Source organism: Clostridium sp. UBA5712, assembly GCF_002419845.1.
GTDB lineage: Bacteria > Bacillota > Clostridia > Clostridiales > Clostridiaceae > Clostridium_J > Clostridium_J sulfidigenes.
Map to the genome: position 1 here is coordinate 110414 of NZ_DIGW01000016.1, position 17961 is coordinate 128374.

15 protein-coding genes and 2 other annotated features are annotated in these 17961 nt (G+C 28.5%); all 15 genes read left to right on the forward strand.

Features of this window, described 5'->3' with window-relative positions; translation table 11 throughout:
- Window positions 1-927, forward strand: coding sequence for a putative sporulation protein YtxC (ytxC, locus tag B3B03_RS15400; protein ID WP_346848591.1), 927 nt, complete (start codon window positions 1-3; stop codon window positions 925-927).
- Between the two features lie 36 nt (window positions 928-963).
- Window positions 964-1075: a sequence feature (ribosomal protein L20 leader region), on the forward strand.
- Between the two features lie 33 nt (window positions 1076-1108).
- The gene (infC, locus tag B3B03_RS15405) at window positions 1109-1636 is read left to right on the forward strand and encodes a translation initiation factor IF-3 (protein ID WP_035135821.1); all 528 of its coding nucleotides are present in this window, start codon (window positions 1109-1111) and stop codon (window positions 1634-1636) included.
- Between the two features lie 19 nt (window positions 1637-1655).
- Entirely contained in the window at window positions 1656-1853 is a 198-nt protein-coding gene (rpmI, locus tag B3B03_RS15410; RefSeq protein WP_035135823.1) for a 50S ribosomal protein L35, read from the forward strand.
- Between the two features lie 27 nt (window positions 1854-1880).
- Window positions 1881-2234, forward strand: coding sequence for a 50S ribosomal protein L20 (gene rplT / locus B3B03_RS15415; protein ID WP_035135825.1), 354 nt, complete (start codon window positions 1881-1883; stop codon window positions 2232-2234).
- 258 nt (window positions 2235-2492) lie between these two features.
- A complete protein-coding gene (locus B3B03_RS15420; protein WP_346848592.1) occupies window positions 2493-3860 on the forward strand; it encodes a TrkH family potassium uptake protein in 1368 nt (455 codons plus the stop codon).
- Between the two features lie 14 nt (window positions 3861-3874).
- Window positions 3875-4534, forward strand: coding sequence for a TrkA family potassium uptake protein (locus B3B03_RS15425; protein ID WP_346848593.1), 660 nt, complete (start codon window positions 3875-3877; stop codon window positions 4532-4534).
- A 12-nt stretch (window positions 4535-4546) separates the two neighbouring features.
- Window positions 4547-5338 (forward strand): RNA methyltransferase, encoded by a 792-nt coding sequence (locus B3B03_RS15430; RefSeq protein ID WP_346877765.1) that lies wholly within the window; start codon window positions 4547-4549, stop codon window positions 5336-5338.
- Between the two features lie 103 nt (window positions 5339-5441).
- Window positions 5442-5656 (forward strand) — a binding site (T-box leader).
- A 170-nt stretch (window positions 5657-5826) separates the two neighbouring features.
- The gene (gene pheS, locus B3B03_RS15435) at window positions 5827-6846 is read left to right on the forward strand and encodes a phenylalanine--tRNA ligase subunit alpha (protein WP_035134359.1); all 1020 of its coding nucleotides are present in this window, start codon (window positions 5827-5829) and stop codon (window positions 6844-6846) included.
- Between the two features lie 18 nt (window positions 6847-6864).
- Window positions 6865-9243, forward strand: coding sequence for a phenylalanine--tRNA ligase subunit beta (pheT, locus tag B3B03_RS15440; protein ID WP_346877766.1), 2379 nt, complete (start codon window positions 6865-6867; stop codon window positions 9241-9243).
- A 220-nt stretch (window positions 9244-9463) separates the two neighbouring features.
- The gene (locus tag B3B03_RS15445) at window positions 9464-10738 is read left to right on the forward strand and encodes a helix-turn-helix transcriptional regulator (protein ID WP_346848596.1); all 1275 of its coding nucleotides are present in this window, start codon (window positions 9464-9466) and stop codon (window positions 10736-10738) included.
- Between the two features lie 303 nt (window positions 10739-11041).
- Entirely contained in the window at window positions 11042-12697 is a 1656-nt protein-coding gene (locus B3B03_RS15450) for an ABC transporter ATP-binding protein (RefSeq protein WP_346848700.1), read from the forward strand.
- Between the two features lie 19 nt (window positions 12698-12716).
- Entirely contained in the window at window positions 12717-14852 is a 2136-nt protein-coding gene (locus B3B03_RS15455) for a radical SAM peptide maturase, CXXX-repeat target family (protein ID WP_346848597.1), read from the forward strand.
- Window positions 14853-14863: 11 nt separating this feature from the next.
- Entirely contained in the window at window positions 14864-15148 is a 285-nt protein-coding gene (locus B3B03_RS15460) for a hypothetical protein (protein ID WP_346848598.1), read from the forward strand.
- Between the two features lie 54 nt (window positions 15149-15202).
- Window positions 15203-15337: a hypothetical protein gene (locus tag B3B03_RS15465; protein ID WP_346848599.1), complete on the forward strand. Its 135-nt coding sequence runs from the start codon at window positions 15203-15205 to the stop codon at window positions 15335-15337.
- Window positions 15338-15428: 91 nt separating this feature from the next.
- Window positions 15429-17960, forward strand: coding sequence for an ABC transporter permease (locus B3B03_RS15470; protein ID WP_346848600.1), 2532 nt, complete (start codon window positions 15429-15431; stop codon window positions 17958-17960).
- Window position 17961 lies beyond the last annotated feature (1 nt).

Here is a 17961-nt window from a genome sequence, read left to right on the forward strand (position 1 = left end):
ATGCTACTGTTGACCATTGTAAATAATAGTTATAAGGATTATGTATTAAATCAAGTTAAGAGTATGAGTGAGTATTTAAGAGAAAAAAAGAAAAGTATAAATTTGAAAATTGAAAATGATGAATTAGATGAATGTATACATATATATTGGGAAGATGGTGATTACACTGAGGATGAAGTTAAGAAATTATTTAACTATTATACAGCTAATATTTTATATGGTGTAATTATTAATGAATTTTTAGAAAAAAGGGTTAATAAACATCTGAATGAAACATATAATTTTCTTAACTATAACGATATAAGTATTGTAAAAAAGGATATATATAAAATTTTAAAAGAAGAAGTACCTATAGATGATACTGTGATATATTATATGAATAAGAAAAATAGTATTTTAGATAGAATTATTAATTGTATAGAAGAAGGTAACGTATTAAATATTAAAGGGTTTATGGACTTTAGATCCAAGGAATTAATGCCACAGATATATGCGATAATAGAAAAAGTGGTAGAAAGTTATATGATAGAAAAGGAGTATAATGAATTTATTAGTCTTTTAAAGTATTTTGTTGAGATACAAGAAAGTAAGGCTGAAAAGGTAGATTTGTATATTGGAAAAAGAGGAGATTCATATATACTCAGAGATGAATTTGGAAATAATATTATGGAAACCCTTTTGAATGAAATTTGCGAAAATAAAAATATAGTAGACGTTAGTCAAGATGATTTAGTTATAAGTGGACTAATAACTATGTGCCCGAAAAAAATAGTAATACATTCTGCTAATAGATGTAAAAATAAGGAGCTAATTAATACTCTAGAGAAAGTTTTTGAGAATAGAATTTATCATTGTAGTGGTTGTAATGAATGTTTAATGTTTAAAGAAATTATAGAAATGCCTATTGACAATAATATAAAGGTGTAGTAAGATTAACTATGTTAGTGAAAAAGTAAATAACTAATTAACAAGTAGAAACTGCCGTTTCTCACCTTACAGTACTGCTAGTAAGGTAAAATTTTGGTTTACAATGATTGTAATAACAGGACGGCGTTTGCTGTCCTTTTTATTTTATATAAGATAAAAATATGTGGTTTAAAAGCCGGAGGTGAATGTTATCAGTAAAAATAAAGATTTCATGATGAATGAAGAGATAAGAGACAAAGAAGTTAGAGTTATTAACTCAGACGGGGAAGCACTAGGAGTAATTTCTACAAAAGAAGCATTAGAAATTGCATTACAAAAGGAATTAGATTTAGTTGTAGTATCTCCAAATGCAAAACCTATGGTATGCAAAATCATGGATTTTGGTAAGTTTGTTTATGAGCAACAAAAGAAGGAAAAAGAAGCTAAAAAGAAACAAAAAATCACTACTCTTAAAGAGATTAGACTAAGTGCTAGCATAGAAGATCACGATATTGAGATAAAAGCTAATAATGCTAGAAAGTTCTTATTAGATGAAGACAAAGTTAAAGTTACTGTGAGATTTAGAGGAAGAGAAATTGAAAACTCGCAAGTAGGACACAAGATATTAAACCTTTTTGTAGAAAAATTAGGCGATGTTTATGTTATTGAAAAGCCAGCTAGACAAGAAGGAAGAAATATGATAATGATATTAGCTCCAAAAAGAGCATAACCGAGAGGAGGACTTTACAATGCCAAAAATGAAAACACATAGAGGTGCAGCAAAGAGATTTAAAAAGACAGGAACAGGTAAGTTAAAAAGATCTAAAGCTTTTAGACGCCATATATTAACTAAGAAGAGCAGAAAGACTAAGAGAAATCTTAGAAAAACAGGATACGTTTCAACTACTCAAGAAAAAATAATGAAGAAATTACTACCATACTTATAGTAGGAAGTTATCTAGGAGGTAAATATAATGGCAAGAGTAAAAAGAGCGATGAATAGTCGTAAAAAACATAAAAAAGTATTAAAACTTGCAAAAGGATACTACGGTGGAAAAAGCAAGTTATTTAAAACAGCTAATGAATCAGTAATAAGAGCATTAAGAAATGCTTATGTTGGAAGAAAATTAAAGAAAAGAGATTTCAGAAAACTATGGATAGCTAGAATAAATGCAGCTGCTAGAATGAATGATCTTTCTTATTCAAAATTCATGAATGGAATGAAGCTTGCTGGAGTTGAAATAAACAGAAAAATGCTTTCTGAAATAGCAATCAACGATCCAAAAGCATTTGCTGAATTAGTAGAAGTTGCTAAGAAGCATCTATAAGATTAATTAAATATAAAAAATAAAAGCCAGAGGATGACTATGTCATGTCTCTGGATTTTGTTAGACTAAATTTTAATGTACATAATTATTTATTATTTTTATATAAGAAATAAAGATAATAAATAAATGGATATATATAGTATAGAAATGTAGCCATGGCTACATTTTTATACTATATATATTTTAATAAGGAAATGGGGAAACTATATATAAATATATAATCGTGATAAATTTTTTTAAAAGTTTGAGGTGTTATTTATGCAGTTAAGATTAAGGGATGTTCTAAGGCGTAAAAACTTTACTCCAGTTCAAATAATAGCTATGGGATTTGCAACTATAATATTTACAGGTGCCCTATTATTAAGCTTACCTATTGCTACTATAAAAGGTGTAGGAACTCCATTTATAGATTGTATTTTCACATCAACTTCTGCAGTTTGTGTGACAGGATTAGTTACTGTAGATACTGGTACTTATTGGAGTTATTTTGGAAAAACAGTAATACTTATTTTAATACAAATTGGTGGTCTTGGATTTATGTCTTTTGCTACACTTTTATCATTAATTATTGGTAAAAAAATAACTTTAAAAGAAAGATTAATTATAAGGGAATCATTAAATTCAACATCTCTTCAGGGAATAGTAAAATTAGCTAGATATATATTAGTTTTTACTTTTTCAATAGAATTTATAGGAGCTTTACTGCTTTCCTTTGAATTTATACCTGAGTTTGGAATTATTAAAGGTATATATTATAGTATATTTCATGCAGTTTCTGCATTTTGTAATGCTGGATTTGATCTTATGGGAAATTACGGTAGCTTAACTGCCTATAGTGATAATGCTTTGATAATACTTACTATATCTTCTTTAATAGTAATTGGTGGACTAGGTTTCTATGCATGGAATGATATATTTAATTATAAACGTACTAAAAGATTAACACTTCAGACTAAACTAGTAATAGCTGTAAGTGCAGGATTGATTTTGTTTGGATTTATAATGTTTCTTGTATTTGAACTTTCTAATCCAGATACTTTAAAACCTATGGGGATTAAAGAAAAAGTGCTGTCAGCATTCTTTGCATCGGTTTCACCAAGAACAGCAGGATTTAATTCTATAGATTTGACAAAGATGACTATGGCATCTACATTTTTATCCATAATGTTGATGTTTATTGGTGGTTCACCAGGATCAACGGCTGGGGGAATAAAAACTTCTACCGCGGGCGTGCTTTTTATGACAATACTATCAGTTATAAATGGAAGAGAAGATACAGAGTTATTTAAAAGAAAAATAAATAAAGAAACTGTATATAAGGCTTTAGCAGTAGTAGTAATAGCACTGGCGTTAGTGTTTACTACAACCATATTATTATCTATTACAGAAAGAGCATCAGGTGCTCCGTTTGAACATTATTTATTTGAAGCTACTTCAGCCTTTGGAACTGTTGGGTTAACATTAGGATTAACTCAAGAGCTTACTGCTATAGGCAAGGCTATAGTAGCACTAACTATGTATGCGGGTAGAGTTGGGCCACTTACATTAGTTGTAGCAATTTCTATAAGAAAAAGTAAAAGAGGAAATTCTATTAAGTATCCAGAAGATAAAATCTTAGTTGGATAAAGGGGGATATATTAATGAGTAAAAAACAATTTATAGTTATTGGTTTAGGTAGATTTGGAACTTCAGTAGCAGAGACTTTATATGCACTTGGTAATGATGTATTAGCTGTAGATATAGATGAAGAAGCTGTTCAAAACATTGCAGAAAGAGTTACTCATGCTGTTCAAGTAGATGCAAATGATGAGGTTAGCCTAAGAGCCCTTGGAATTGGTAATTTTGATGTGGCTATAATTAGTATTGGTTCTGATATTCAAGCTAATATTCTATCTACTCTTTTAGTTAAAGAAATGAATGTTAAGCATATTATAACTAAGGCTAATAATGCATTGCATGCAAAAGTTTTATATAAAATAGGTGCCAATAGAGTTATATTCCCAGAGAGAGATATGGGAATTAGAGTTGCTCATAACCTTTGTTCTTCTAACATACTTGATTATATAGAGTTATCACCAGACTTTAGCATTGCAGAAATTGTTACCCCAAAGGAATGGGAAGGTCACTCTCTAAAAGAGCTAGATTTAAGAGTGAGGTACAGTGTAAATGTGGTAGCTATTAAAAGAGATGATAACATAGAGGTATCTCCATCTGCAGATGAGGTTATACAGGAAGGCGATATAATAGTAGCCATAGGAGGAACTGCTGAGCTAAACGGAATTGAAAGTTTAGTTAGATAAGGAGATTTATAAGTGCAGGTTATAAAAAGTAAGGATAATAATACATTAAAAGAAATTAAAAAATTAAAAGAAAAAAAATATAGAGTTGAAAATAAGAAGTTTATTGTAGAAGGATTTAGATTTCTAGAAGAAGGTTTTAAATCAGATTTTATTATAGATAAACTTTTTATAAAGGAAAGCTCAGTTGATAAATTTAAAGAAAAATTTTCTTTTTATATTAATAAATATGAAGAAAAATTATTTATTATAAATGACAGTCTATTTAAAAATATTTCAGGTACAGAAAATTCTCAAGGAGTTTTAGCTGTACTTCAAATGAAAGAGGAAAATTTTAATAAAGAAGAAGGACTGTATATTTTAGCTGACAAGATACAAGATCCAGGCAATTTAGGAACTATAATAAGAACAGCTCATAGTGCTGGTTGTAGGGGAGTTATTTTAAGTAAAGATACAGTAGACTTATACAATGAAAAAACCTTAAGAGCTACTATGGGTTCCATATTTAATATTCCTATAATCCATGATGAAAATTTAGTTTTCACAAAAAGATTAATTAGTGAAGGGTATAATTTAGTATGTAGTTCCCTTGACACAGAAAAAAACTTTTATGAAGTTAATCTAGTAGATAATGCAATAATAGCTGTAGGTAATGAAGGTAATGGCATTAGTGATGAAGTTATGAATTTAGCTACCTTTAAGGTTAAAATTCCTATGCTAGGAAATACAGAATCCTTAAATGTTGCTATAGCTGCATCTATTATGATATATGAAGGTGTAAGACAAAAGTTAAATAAAAAGTATTAATACTTGAAATTTTTATATATTATATGTATAATGTTTCTATCAAGTTAGGATTTAAATGTTATTTAAGTGAAATAGTATCCAAACTGGTTTAGTAAAATAAAATATTTATACAATGACGAAGAGAGTAGATATATATTTTTATATAAGGGATGAAGAGCCAAAGACTGAAAGCTGTTCTTATAGGATTATATCGAAGTTCACTTCTGAGTACTAATTATGAAGTAATAGTAGTAATTAGCGGCTATGGTCGATAGATTTACTAAGAGGAGTTTTAATAAAACTCAATTAGGGTGGTACCGCGGATTTTCCGTCCCTTTTTAGGGACGGTTTTTTTATGTCTATAAAGCAAAAACTTAATTTCAGAAACTATTATTTATACTTGAATTAAGTAGAAATTTCATTAATTATGAAGTGAAAATTTTTTTCCAAAGAAAGTTTTAATCCATAATTTTAAATGAACTCATGAATTTTAGAAAGGAGCTTAGAATATGAAAGAACAATTAGAACAAATTAAAAAAATTGCCCTAGAACAACTAAGTCAAGTAACAGATAAAGCTGAACTTGAAAATATTAGAGTAAAGTATCTAGGGAAAAAAGGAGAGCTTACTGCAATCTTAAGAGGTATGGGAAAACTATCAGCAGAAGAAAGACCGGTGGTAGGTAAAATTGCTAATGAAGTAAGAGAAGAAATAGAAAGTGCCATTGATACAAAGGTAGTAGCTATTAGAAGTGCAGAAAAGACTGAAAAATTAAATAGTGAAGTAATAGACATTTCTATGCCAGGAAAGAAACAAACTATGGGGAAAAAACATCCATTAAGTTTAACTCTTGATCAAGTAAATGATATATTTTTATCTATGGGTTTTTCTATAGAAGAAGGACCAGAAGTAGAGTTTGATCATTACAATTTTGAAGCTTTAAATATACCCAAGGATCATCCAGCGAGAGGAGAACAAGATACTTTCTACATAAATGATAATATAGTATTAAGAACTCAGACATCTCCAATCCAGATAAGAACTATGGAAAATCAAAAGCCACCAATAAAGATGATTGCACCAGGAAAGGTATATCGTTCAGATGCTGTAGATGCAACTCACTCACCAATATTCTATCAAATTGAGGGATTAGTAGTGGCAGAAAATATTACCTTTGGAGACTTAAAGGGAACACTAGAAATGTTTATCCAAAAGATGTTTGGAGATGACATGAAAGTTAAATTTAGACCGCACCACTTCCCATTTACAGAACCATCAGCAGAGATGGATGCAACTTGCTTTGTATGCGGAGGTAAGGGATGTAAAGTTTGTAAAGGTAGTGGATGGATAGAAATTGTAGGCTGTGGTATGGTGCATCCACAAGTACTTAGAAATTGCGGAATTGATCCAGAAAAATATAGCGGTTTTGCTTTCGGATTTGGATTAGATAGAATTGTAATGTTAAAATACGGTATTGAAGATATTAGATTATTATATGAAAGTGATATGAGATTTTTAAATCAGTTTTAATATATAAGGAGGAAGATTATGAAGTATCCAGTTAAATGGTTAAAAGACTATGTTGATATAAATGTTTCCCCTGTAGAACTTGCAGATGCATTAAATCTTTCAGGGTCTCATGTTGAAGAGGTTATACTTACAGGAGATGAAATTTCTAATGTAGTTACAGGAAAGATAACAAAGATAGAAAGACATCCAGATGCAGAAAAACTAGTTGTATGTGCAGTGGATATTAACAAAGAGGAAGAAATACAAATAGTAACTGCTGCTACAAATATGAAGGAGCAGGATATTATTCCAGTAGCACTACACGGAGCAACGCTGCATGGCGGACTTAAAATAAAAAAAGGTAAATTAAGAGGAGTAGTATCAAACGGTATGTTCTGCTCAGAAGAAGAGCTTGGAATTGCTGGAGATGAGCCAGTACATGGACTTATGATATTACCTAAAGATACATCTATTGGAGTAGATATCAAGTCTGTAATACCTCTTGAAAGTGCTATTATTGACTTTGAAATAACTTCTAATAGAGCAGATTGCTTTAGTATAATTGGAATGGCAAGAGAAACAGCAGCGACTCTAGGGTTAACTTATAAAATGCCAAATCTTAAATATAGTGAAGAAGATAAAACTAATATAACTGATAGTTATAAAGTAGAAATTAAGAGTCCACTATGTAGAAGATATATGGCTAAAGGAATTAGCAATATAAAGATAGAACCATCACCACAGTGGATGCAAGAGAGATTATTAGAAGCTGATGTAAGACCTATTAATAATATTGTAGATATAACAAACTTTGTTATGTTAGAGTTAGGTCAACCATTACATGCCTTTGATGCTAGAGATATAGTATCTAATACTATAGTAGTTGATACTGGAAAAGATGGAGAAAAATTTGTTACTTTAGACGAAGAGGAAAGAACTATAGATAGCTCTATGCTTTGTATAAAGGATGGGGATAAAACTATAGGACTTGCAGGAGTTATGGGAGGATTAAACTCAGAGGTTAAAGAAGATACTTCTATGATAGTCCTAGAAAGTGCAAATTTTAATGGTCTTAATATAAGAAATACATCTAAAAAGTTAGGACTTAGAACAGAAGCTTCAACTAAATTTGAGAAGGATTTAGATCCAAACCTATGTAAGTTAGCTATTGATAGAGTATGTGCCCTAGTGGAAGAATTAGGTGCAGGTAAGGTTATGACTGGGGTTATAGATATATATAATGAAGTTATAGAACCTCATACCTTAGAAGTAGATAGTAACTGGGTTAATAGATTCTTAGGTAGTAATATATCAAAAGAAGATATGAAAAGATATTTAGATGGATTAGATTTAAATACTGAAATTAAAGGTGATGTTTTAGTTGTTAATTGTCCAACATTTAGAAGTGATCTAAATATAAAAGAGGATATAGCAGAGGAAATTGCTAGAATTCATGGATATAATAATTTTGAATCTACCCTTCCTCATTGTGAGGCTATAAAGTCTGGAAAATCAGATAAGCATAAGCTAGAAGATAAAATAATAGAAGCTTTAGTAGCCAGTGGAATAAATCAATCTATAAGTTATTCCTTTGTAAGCAATAAAATTTTTGATAAACTTTTAATTCCACAAGATAGTGAACTTAGAAATGTAGTTGAAATTAGAAATCCTCTAGGAGAAGATTTCAAGGTTATGAGAACTACTACTCTTGCATCAATGATGGAATCTTTAGCTAGAAACTATGTAAAGAGTAATGAAAGTGCAATGCTTTTTGAAATAGGTAAAGTATATATAAAAAATACTGATGAAGAGAAGTTGCCAGAAGAAAGAAATATTTTAACCTTAGGAATGTATGGAGCGGGAGATTATTTAGAACTTAAAGGTGTGGTAGAAAATGTACTAAATGCTTTAGGAATAGATAATGGAATTTTTATTAGAGAAAGTGAGAATCCTAGCTTCCATCCAGGAAAAACTGCTGCATTAAAACTTAGAAATAAAATTTCTGGAGTTTTAGGTGAAATTCATCCAGATGTAAGTGAAAATTATGGTATAGATACAAGATGTTTTGTTGCTGAATTAAATTTAGATATATTAATGGAATGTGCTAAGATAGACAAAAAACATAAAGCACTTCCTAAATTCCCAGCAGTAACAAGAGATATTGCAGTTTTAGTAGATGATAGAGTTCTAGTACAAGAGATAGAAGACACTATTAAAAAACAAGGTGGCGGCATCTTAGAAAGTGCTAAGCTATTCGATGTTTATAAAGGAAGTCAAATTCCAGAAGGTAAGAAGAGTATAGCCTATGCTATAACCTATAGACATGCAGATAAAACTTTAACTGATACTGAAGTAAATAAGGTCCATGATAAGATTTTAAGAAGCTTAGAGCATAAGCTAGGTGCAGAATTAAGATAATTATTAATTAAAATAAGTAGGTGTAAATTTACATCTACTTATTTTTTTATGGAGTTTTCTATGAAGTGAATAGTTTACAATTTTAAACAAAATATAGTCTATAAATGTTGAATTTGTAAACTCATTAATGTACAATTATGGTTATATATGTATTATTATATATAATTTTGTATAAAGACTATTTTTTATATGAAATCATGTTAAAATAAAGGAGGAACAAATGATAAGCAATTTTAAGGTTACAAATAGATTGAAATATTATAGAAATATGTTAAATATTAGTCAAAAGGAATTGGTAACAGAGAGTTTATCATTACAACAAATTAAATTTATAGAAACCAAAAGAAGAAAAATAACTTATAGAACAGCTGAAATAATAAGTAATCATTTAAATTACATAGCTAAACATAAAAATATTAGCTTAAATGTATATCCTAAAGAATTAGTAATGGAGGATGAAGATTATGCAAGATATTTATGTGAGATTGAACTAAGAAAAAAAGAAAAAATAGATACAGAAAATTTTGAAACTATATGTTTACAGTATAATCTTAAAAATATTTTACAGGATTATTATAAACTACAAGGTGAAATTTTTGGAAATCAAAATGAATTTCAAAAATCTCTTGATTTCTATACCAAAGCAAAAGATATAGGATGCTTGGAAGAATATTCCTACATAGATATTTTAAATAAAATTGGGTGGGATCATGTATGCCTATGCAATTGGGCATTAGGCTTAAAAAGTTATACGGAAGCAGAAATATTAATTAAGCTAGTTTATAAAAGGAGTAATTATGAAATTAGGAACATTCAAGATATTGAGTCACGGGTATATTACGGGGTAGCTTTGATTAATAAGGAGATTAATAATTATAAAGTTTCGTTAGAATATATAGAAAGTATAAAAAAATTAGAATATGTAGAGTCAAAACTTATTATAGATAGCAGCATACTGGAAGCTAATGTGAATTATGAAGTTGGTAATATAGAGAAGTCTATAAATAGTTATATAAAATTACACAAAGAGTTTCCAGATAATTCAAGTGTAATAATTAACTTAATTACATTGTATGAATTAGTTGAAGATGAAGAGCGTTCTAACTTCTATTTAAATAAAATAAATGGCGATAGGCTTAAAAGTGAGGATGCTAGTTTATATATAGCATACTTAATAAAAATAAAAAACTATTTTATTAAATTTGATGTTAAAGCTGCTGTTAAACATTATAATACTGCGATCAAATTATGTATTAATGATAATAATATTTTATGGCTAACAAAGATATATGAAAATATAGTACAAGATTATCATGATGAGTTACTAAATTCAAATTATACAAATCAATATTTAATAATTTTAAATCGTAATAAACATATGTATGATAATCATAAAGAGTTACTTAATGATATTTTAGTTGGATTGATAACTAATAAAAATATAAATAAAAGTTTATTAGATACTATAAGAGAAATTAAGAATGGAACATTATGAAGAAGTTATTAGTATGTTTTTCTTAATATTTATATTTAGCACTTTAACTTTGATAAATGTAAAAGGGGATATTTATTAAAAGAATAATAAATATAATTATCAATTTAGTGTTAGTAATGAGGAGTTAGTAAACTATAAATCATTAAAATAATGATTTTAATGGTTTATAGAAATATAATAATTATGAACGTATAATGAAAATCAGCTAAAGGAGTATATATGAAAACTTTATCTAAAGAAGATAAAAAAGTTATTAGATGGGCATTCAATTATGTAAAACCATATACATGAAAAATAGCTTTGATGATTATTCTTATGACTATAGTTACATTGCTAGTTTCAATAGAACCTAAAATAAAAGCTAAAATTATAAACCTGTTATTCCGATCTGAATATAACTTAGCTATAAATATGCTTTTACTATTAGTATTTATATATTTAGGACAAGTATTGACAGAAGCATTTAAATTTAGAATATTAACTAAAGTAGATTGTAATGTATGTAAAGATATAAGAAGTGATTTGTTTTCTAAAATACTTAACTTTCCTATCCAGGTATTCGACAATACAGAAACAGGAGAATTATTATCACGAATGAATAACGACATCGAAGATATATCAAATGTATTTGCTAATTATTCTATATCACTACTAGATTCATTATTTGTAGTAACTTTTATTGGCGTTTCAATGATTAGTTTAAATGTCTATTTATTCTTAATAATTGCTGCAACATTTCCTATAACTTTAGGAATTTTTAAGTGGAGTGGAAAAAAAGTTAAGAAGGAAATTTCACTTTATAAACAATTTAATGATCAATGCTATGGAGTTGAGGCACAGTGTTTTACAGGTATAAGAGAAATTGTATCTTTAGGCATTAGAGATAAGATGGAGAATAGATTAGGATCAATTTTAGATAAAGCAACTAACCAAGCAATAAAGTCCCAATATATAACTATAAAAGGTAATATGCTTGTACAAGCTGTAAATTATCTAGATATGATAATATTTATTTTCATTGCAATAGTTTTAATTAGTTTAGGGAAAATTGGTATTGAGGAATTCATAACATTCTTATCATACTCAATTTTGTTTTCAAACTCTCTTTCTAGCTTAACTAAGGTTAATGCTGTTATTCAAAAACTTATTGTGTCATTAAAAAGAATATATGATTTAAATAATAATTTAAATTTTAATACGAATATATTTGGTAATAAAGATATTCATAAAGAAGAAAAAAAGATTGAATTAAAGAATGTTTCATTTAGCTATACTGATAAAAATGTTATCAGTAATTTAAATGTATCATTTAATGGATTTGGAAAATATGTAATAGTTGGTGAAAGTGGAAGTGGTAAAAGTACAATATTTAATTTGTTATTAAGATTTTATGATAATTATGATGGAGAAATATTAATCAATGAAGTTAACATTAGAGAGATGAGTGATGTTTCACTACGAAATAATGTTTCAGTAGTGAGACAGGAACCATATTTGTTTAATTTATCAATTAAGGACAATTTATTATTAGGAAACTCTTGTAGTGATATGAATGAGATTGAACATGTATGTTCTATTTGCAATATACATAAATTTATAATGAGTCTTCCTAATAATTATGATACTGTAGTTTCAGAAGGTGGAGTTGGTTTATCTGTAGGTCAGAAACAAAGAATTGCCATAGCAAGGGCATTATTAAGAAGAACATCAATATTACTTTTAGATGAAATAACATCCGCATTAGATAATGATACAGAGGAATCTATAAATGAATTAATTAATTATATATCAATAGATCATATAGTAATAGTAATTACGCATAGATTAAAAGGTATATTTAATGCAAAAAGTATTTTTCTTATAAATCAGGGTCAAATAATTGAATCGGGATCACATAAGGAGTTAATGAGTTACGAGTCTTTATATAAAAATTTATATTTAAAGGGAAGAGAAAACTAGAAAAAGGGGAGTATTAATTATGGACAATAATATTTCAATGGGAAAACTACCTGTAGTATGGGGGGACAGAAGAATAAAGGATATTACATTTTCAGTAACTGAGGAATGTAATCTTAGATGTAAATATTGCTATATGACAGGAAAAAACAATGTAAAAAAAATGTCCTTTGAAACTGCTAAAAAGGCTATTGATTATATATTAGAAGATAGAAAAACTTTTAATGAACTTGGAGTAATCTGGAACTTCATAGGTGGGGAGCCTTTCTTAGAAATGGATTTGATTGATAAAATAACAGATTATATAAAAGTAAGAACTTATGAATTAAATCATCCTTGGTTTAATAAATATAGATTAAGTTTTTCAAGTAATGGTATATTATATGATCACCCTAAAGTGCAAGAATATATTAAAAAGAATCGTAAGCATGTATCTATTGGATTAAGTGTTGATGGAAATAAAGAAAAACATGATTTACAAAGAGTAAAATTAGATGGAACTGGATCATATGATGATGTAGTTAAAAATGTACCCTTATGGTTAGAGCAATTTCCAGAAGCGGCTACAAAGGCAACTTTTGCCCATGGAGATATAAAATATTTAAAAGATAGTATTATAAATCTATGGGATTTAGGAATATCACAAGTTGCTGCTAATGTGGTATTTGAAGAAGTTTGGGATGAAGAAGATCCGCTTATATTTGAAGAACAACTCAAAGCTTTAGGAGATTATATATTAGAAAATAAGATTTGGGATAAATATACTGTGTCATTCTTTGATCCTAATAAGGGATTTCCACTTTTAGAAAATGAACTTAAAAGTAATAGCTGTGGAGCAGGCAGAATGCTTGCAATAGATTGTGATGGCAACTTTTATCCATGTGTTAGATTTTTGGACCTTTCTATGAATAATAGAAAAGGTAGAAAAGTAGGGGATATTAATAAAGGGATGGATTTAGATAAGGTAAGGCCATTTTTGGAATTAAATACTTTAAAGGAAAGTGAAGACAAATGTTTAGAATGTGAAGTAGCTACAGGATGTACAGGATGTACAGGCTTTAATTATGATTGTTATGGAACCATATATAAAAAAGCTACGTATATATGTGAAATGCATAAGGCTAATGTTAGAGCAAATGAATATTATTGGGATAAGTTTGAAAAAGTTACAGGTATGAAATCACCAAGAAGAGAAATTGAAGAGGAAAGAAAGAAAATAAATACACCGGAAAAGTATATGCTATTTATAACATCCGATAAAGCTACATCTCATTGTCTATATGAAAACAGTGGTGGAGATCATGTGATGAGTGAAGAAATTTTTAATAAGGGACTGAGTTTTTGCGAAGATAATAATTTTATGCCAGTAATACTTGAAGATAATAACAATAAGTTTAAATATGATGGACACAGCTCATTAACTATTATGAAGGGTACAAGTGATATAGAAGGTATAAATGGAATATCTGTATTGAATATGTCAGAAGAACTTATAGGTGAAGATTACAATGATGCTTGCATTGTTAATGTATACAAAGAAAAGTTACATGAACTATCAAATTTTATAGGAAAAATTAAAGAAAACTATTCTCGAATCAACTTAATTATAAAAGATATTCCATACTGGAATGAAAAAGATGTAGAGAAATATTCTCATGAATTAGATAAACTAATAAAAATTATAGTAGAAATCTATAAGAATAGTGAAGTGATAGATATAAATGTGTTAACAGATATCTTTGAATTACAAGAACATAATAGATGTAGTTCAGGCGTATATACCTATGCATTAGCACCTAATGGCAAAGTTTACATGTGTCCAGCAGCGTATTTTAATGACGAGAATAAGTACATGGGAAGTATAGAGGATGGAATTTTAAAAAATCTTAATGAAGAGTTTAAATCTAAAAATTTAATTATGTGTGGAAAGTGTGATAGCTATCATTGTAAAAACTGTAAGTTTATTAATGAGTTAATGACTGAAGAAATTAATATGTCACCTAGAATACAATGTTTAATATCAAATCTAGAAAAAGAAAAGTCTTGTATGCTTCAACAACTACTAATTAATAATAATTTAATTAATATAAAACATATTTCCAATTATATAAAGAGTAATATGTACAAAGATCCTATAGAATATTTTAAGGTTATGTAAGAGGTGTTTAAATGGAAGAAAAAGATAAGATAATTTCAATTCTTGATGCAAATGACATAAAAGATTTTGAAGTGTACACAGAAAGAAAAAATTCTCTTGAGGAGTTAAAGCTAATTTTAAATAATAATAGCAGAAAAGATTTACTGGATAAAGTCGAAGAAGATATAAAAGTAATAGATAAAGAAATATCACAGTGGTGGAATGAGATTGAGAGGAGATATGAACTAGTTATTAAGAATAGTGAGGATATATATGTGGATGTTTATACAGGAGAGATTATTCTAAAATATATATAAAGTGAATAACATATTTATGTTATTATATATATTAAATTTAAGGGGGGTGAAATCATGGAACATTTACTTTCAAAAAAGAATAAAAATGCTAAAAAGGCAATCCATACAATTATAGTTTGTGAAGATTATACTTGTATGAATGCATGTGGAGATTCTTGTTATGGTAAACTTATAAAAGTTCAAAGATAGCATTTTATCAAAAATAATATTTTAATTTAGGGAAATAAATCTTTTATATATTAATATTAAAAGATTTATTTTCTTATTTTGGAGGTGAAATATGAAAAGTTTTTGGGGGATTATTCCACGTTATATTAAAAAGGGGAAAAAAAGAATTATCTTTGTAGCTTTAGGTATTATAGTATCTATGGCACTAATAGTATCATTAGGCACTATATCAGAAGCTTTAAAGGAATCGCTATATCAGAAGATGAAGGATGATTCAGGAGGAATACATGATATCTATTTAGGAACTTTAGGTTATGTGGATTTTGATAGAGTTGCAAAAGAAGAGGTTGTAAAAGAAGTTACTACGGTTTGGCCAATTGGCAGATATGATGTGCCGAATACAGATAATAGTCTTCAAATTTCGGCATTTAAAGAAAATGCTACAGATATATTAAATCTAGAATTGATAGAAGGTAGATATCCAGAAAAGGATAATGAAATAGCTATAGAAAAGTGGATTTTAGATTTGTTTCCTAAAAAGTATGAAATAGGAGATAAGATAACCATTCCTTATACCATAGTTCACAGAGGCAGAGGTACAGAATTTTATTATGAGAAGGGTGAAACAGAGTTCGTACTTACAGGGACTTATGATTTTACCTATAGAAACTGGTTCTATCCAAAGGAAGGGAATGCATATATTACACCTGAATTTGGAGAAAAGATATTAAAAGAGAAAAAGCTTACTATGCAAAGTGTAGAAGCTGACGGATATATAATGATAAAGCCATCTTACTCTGTTGAGGATGCTGTAAAAAAGTTAACTGAATCAAGATATTCTACCGGAGGATTTTTTGCTAACGAACCTAAGTTACAATTAAAAAGTGAATATGAAAAATATGATAATATAATGTTTTTTGTTTCATTAATATTAATAGTAATTTCTAGTGTAATAGTTTATAACATATTTAATGTTAGTGTATCAGAGAGAACTAAAGAATTTGGTATGCTTAGGGCAATGGGATGTCCTCCATGGAAAATAAAAGCCATGATTTTAATTGAGGGTATGCTTATAACAATTGTATTTATTCCTATAGGAATTTTATTAGGAAACTGGATAACTAGGTATATTATAAAAATAGTCACTGGAATAGAGAATTTAGGTACAGTGAGAACAATGGATACTAAAATTATCTTAGTAGCAATTGTAGTGGGACTTTTAACTGCATTTATAGGAACTTATTTTCCAGCTAGAAAAGCTTCGGTTATATCACCCACAGAGGCTATAACTGGAGGAGCAAATACTAGTTTAAAGAGTAGTAATATGAGAGGAAGCTTAGATAAATCTATTTTAAAAAAGGTATCTTTTGAAATCAATTTGGCGTTTATAAATATAATTAGAAATAAAAAAAGATTTTTATCTACATGTTTATCTTTAATTATAACTATAACCATGTTTATGACAGTAAATTATGTGGTAGGTTCTACAAATCCTGTGGCAATCTTTAAAGATAGCTTCAAGGTAGATTTTAAAGTTGATTCTAAAAGTGGATTATCGCTAGAAAAGGTTTCTTCTGTGGAAGGATTGGATGTAACCTTAAAGCTTAAGAGAAGAGGCACAACTATGGATATTGAAAAAGAAAATTATACAGAAGAAGGATTAAGAACCTATGAAGAATTAGGAAAGTCTGTACAGTATATATCACAGTGTATATCTAGGGATAGATATTTAATAGAAGTTACAATTTTAGGACGTAGTGATGAGGAGTTAGAAGCTTTAAAGAAAAATGTCATTGCTGGTGAGATAGATATAGACAAGATGAAAAATGAAGATATATTAATTCTTGTACAAAATATAGATGGATTGAACTACACTAATTTATCTGTGGGAGATGTTGTACAACCTTCATTTACTAAGTTAAATGATAATGGAGAATTTTTAGGTGGAACTTATCCAGAGTTTAAAGTTGGAGCTATAGTTAGTGAAGATGCAATAAAAGGATTACCTTTAGGTACTCCAAGCACAACAGTACACTCATCAGCAATAATTCTACCTGACTCTGCCATGAAGAAACATATGGAAATGACTAAATATCAATATTGGGAAGGGAATGTTAAGGAGGGATATGACTATGAAGAAGTTGAAGAAGAGTTAAGAGCAGTTGTAGATGGTGATAAGGGAGCTACATTATTATCTTACAGAGAAGAACTAGAAAAAGTAAAGGTAAATAATGCTCAAATTATATTTGCCATGTACAGTATAGTTATTGTTGTAGCCATAGTAAGCATAATAAATCTTATTAATATCATGAATATGAGCGCAATTATGAGGAAGAAAGAGTTTGGATTCCTAAGAGCTATGGGCCTTAGTGGAAAGCAGGTGAAGAAGATCATAATGTGGGAAGGGGCCATTTATGGAATAGTATCTTCTGCAATTTCAGTACTGCTAACTTTGGGAATTTCAGCAATTATAACTAAAAATTCAGAGCTTTGGCTAGGTCAGATTATAAGCTGGCATATACCAATAGGCCAAATGACTATAATTATAATAATTACAATCATAATCACACTACTATCATCTATATTACCGTCAAAAATATTATTTAAATCAAGTATTGTTGAGAGTATTAGGGATGTAGAGTAGA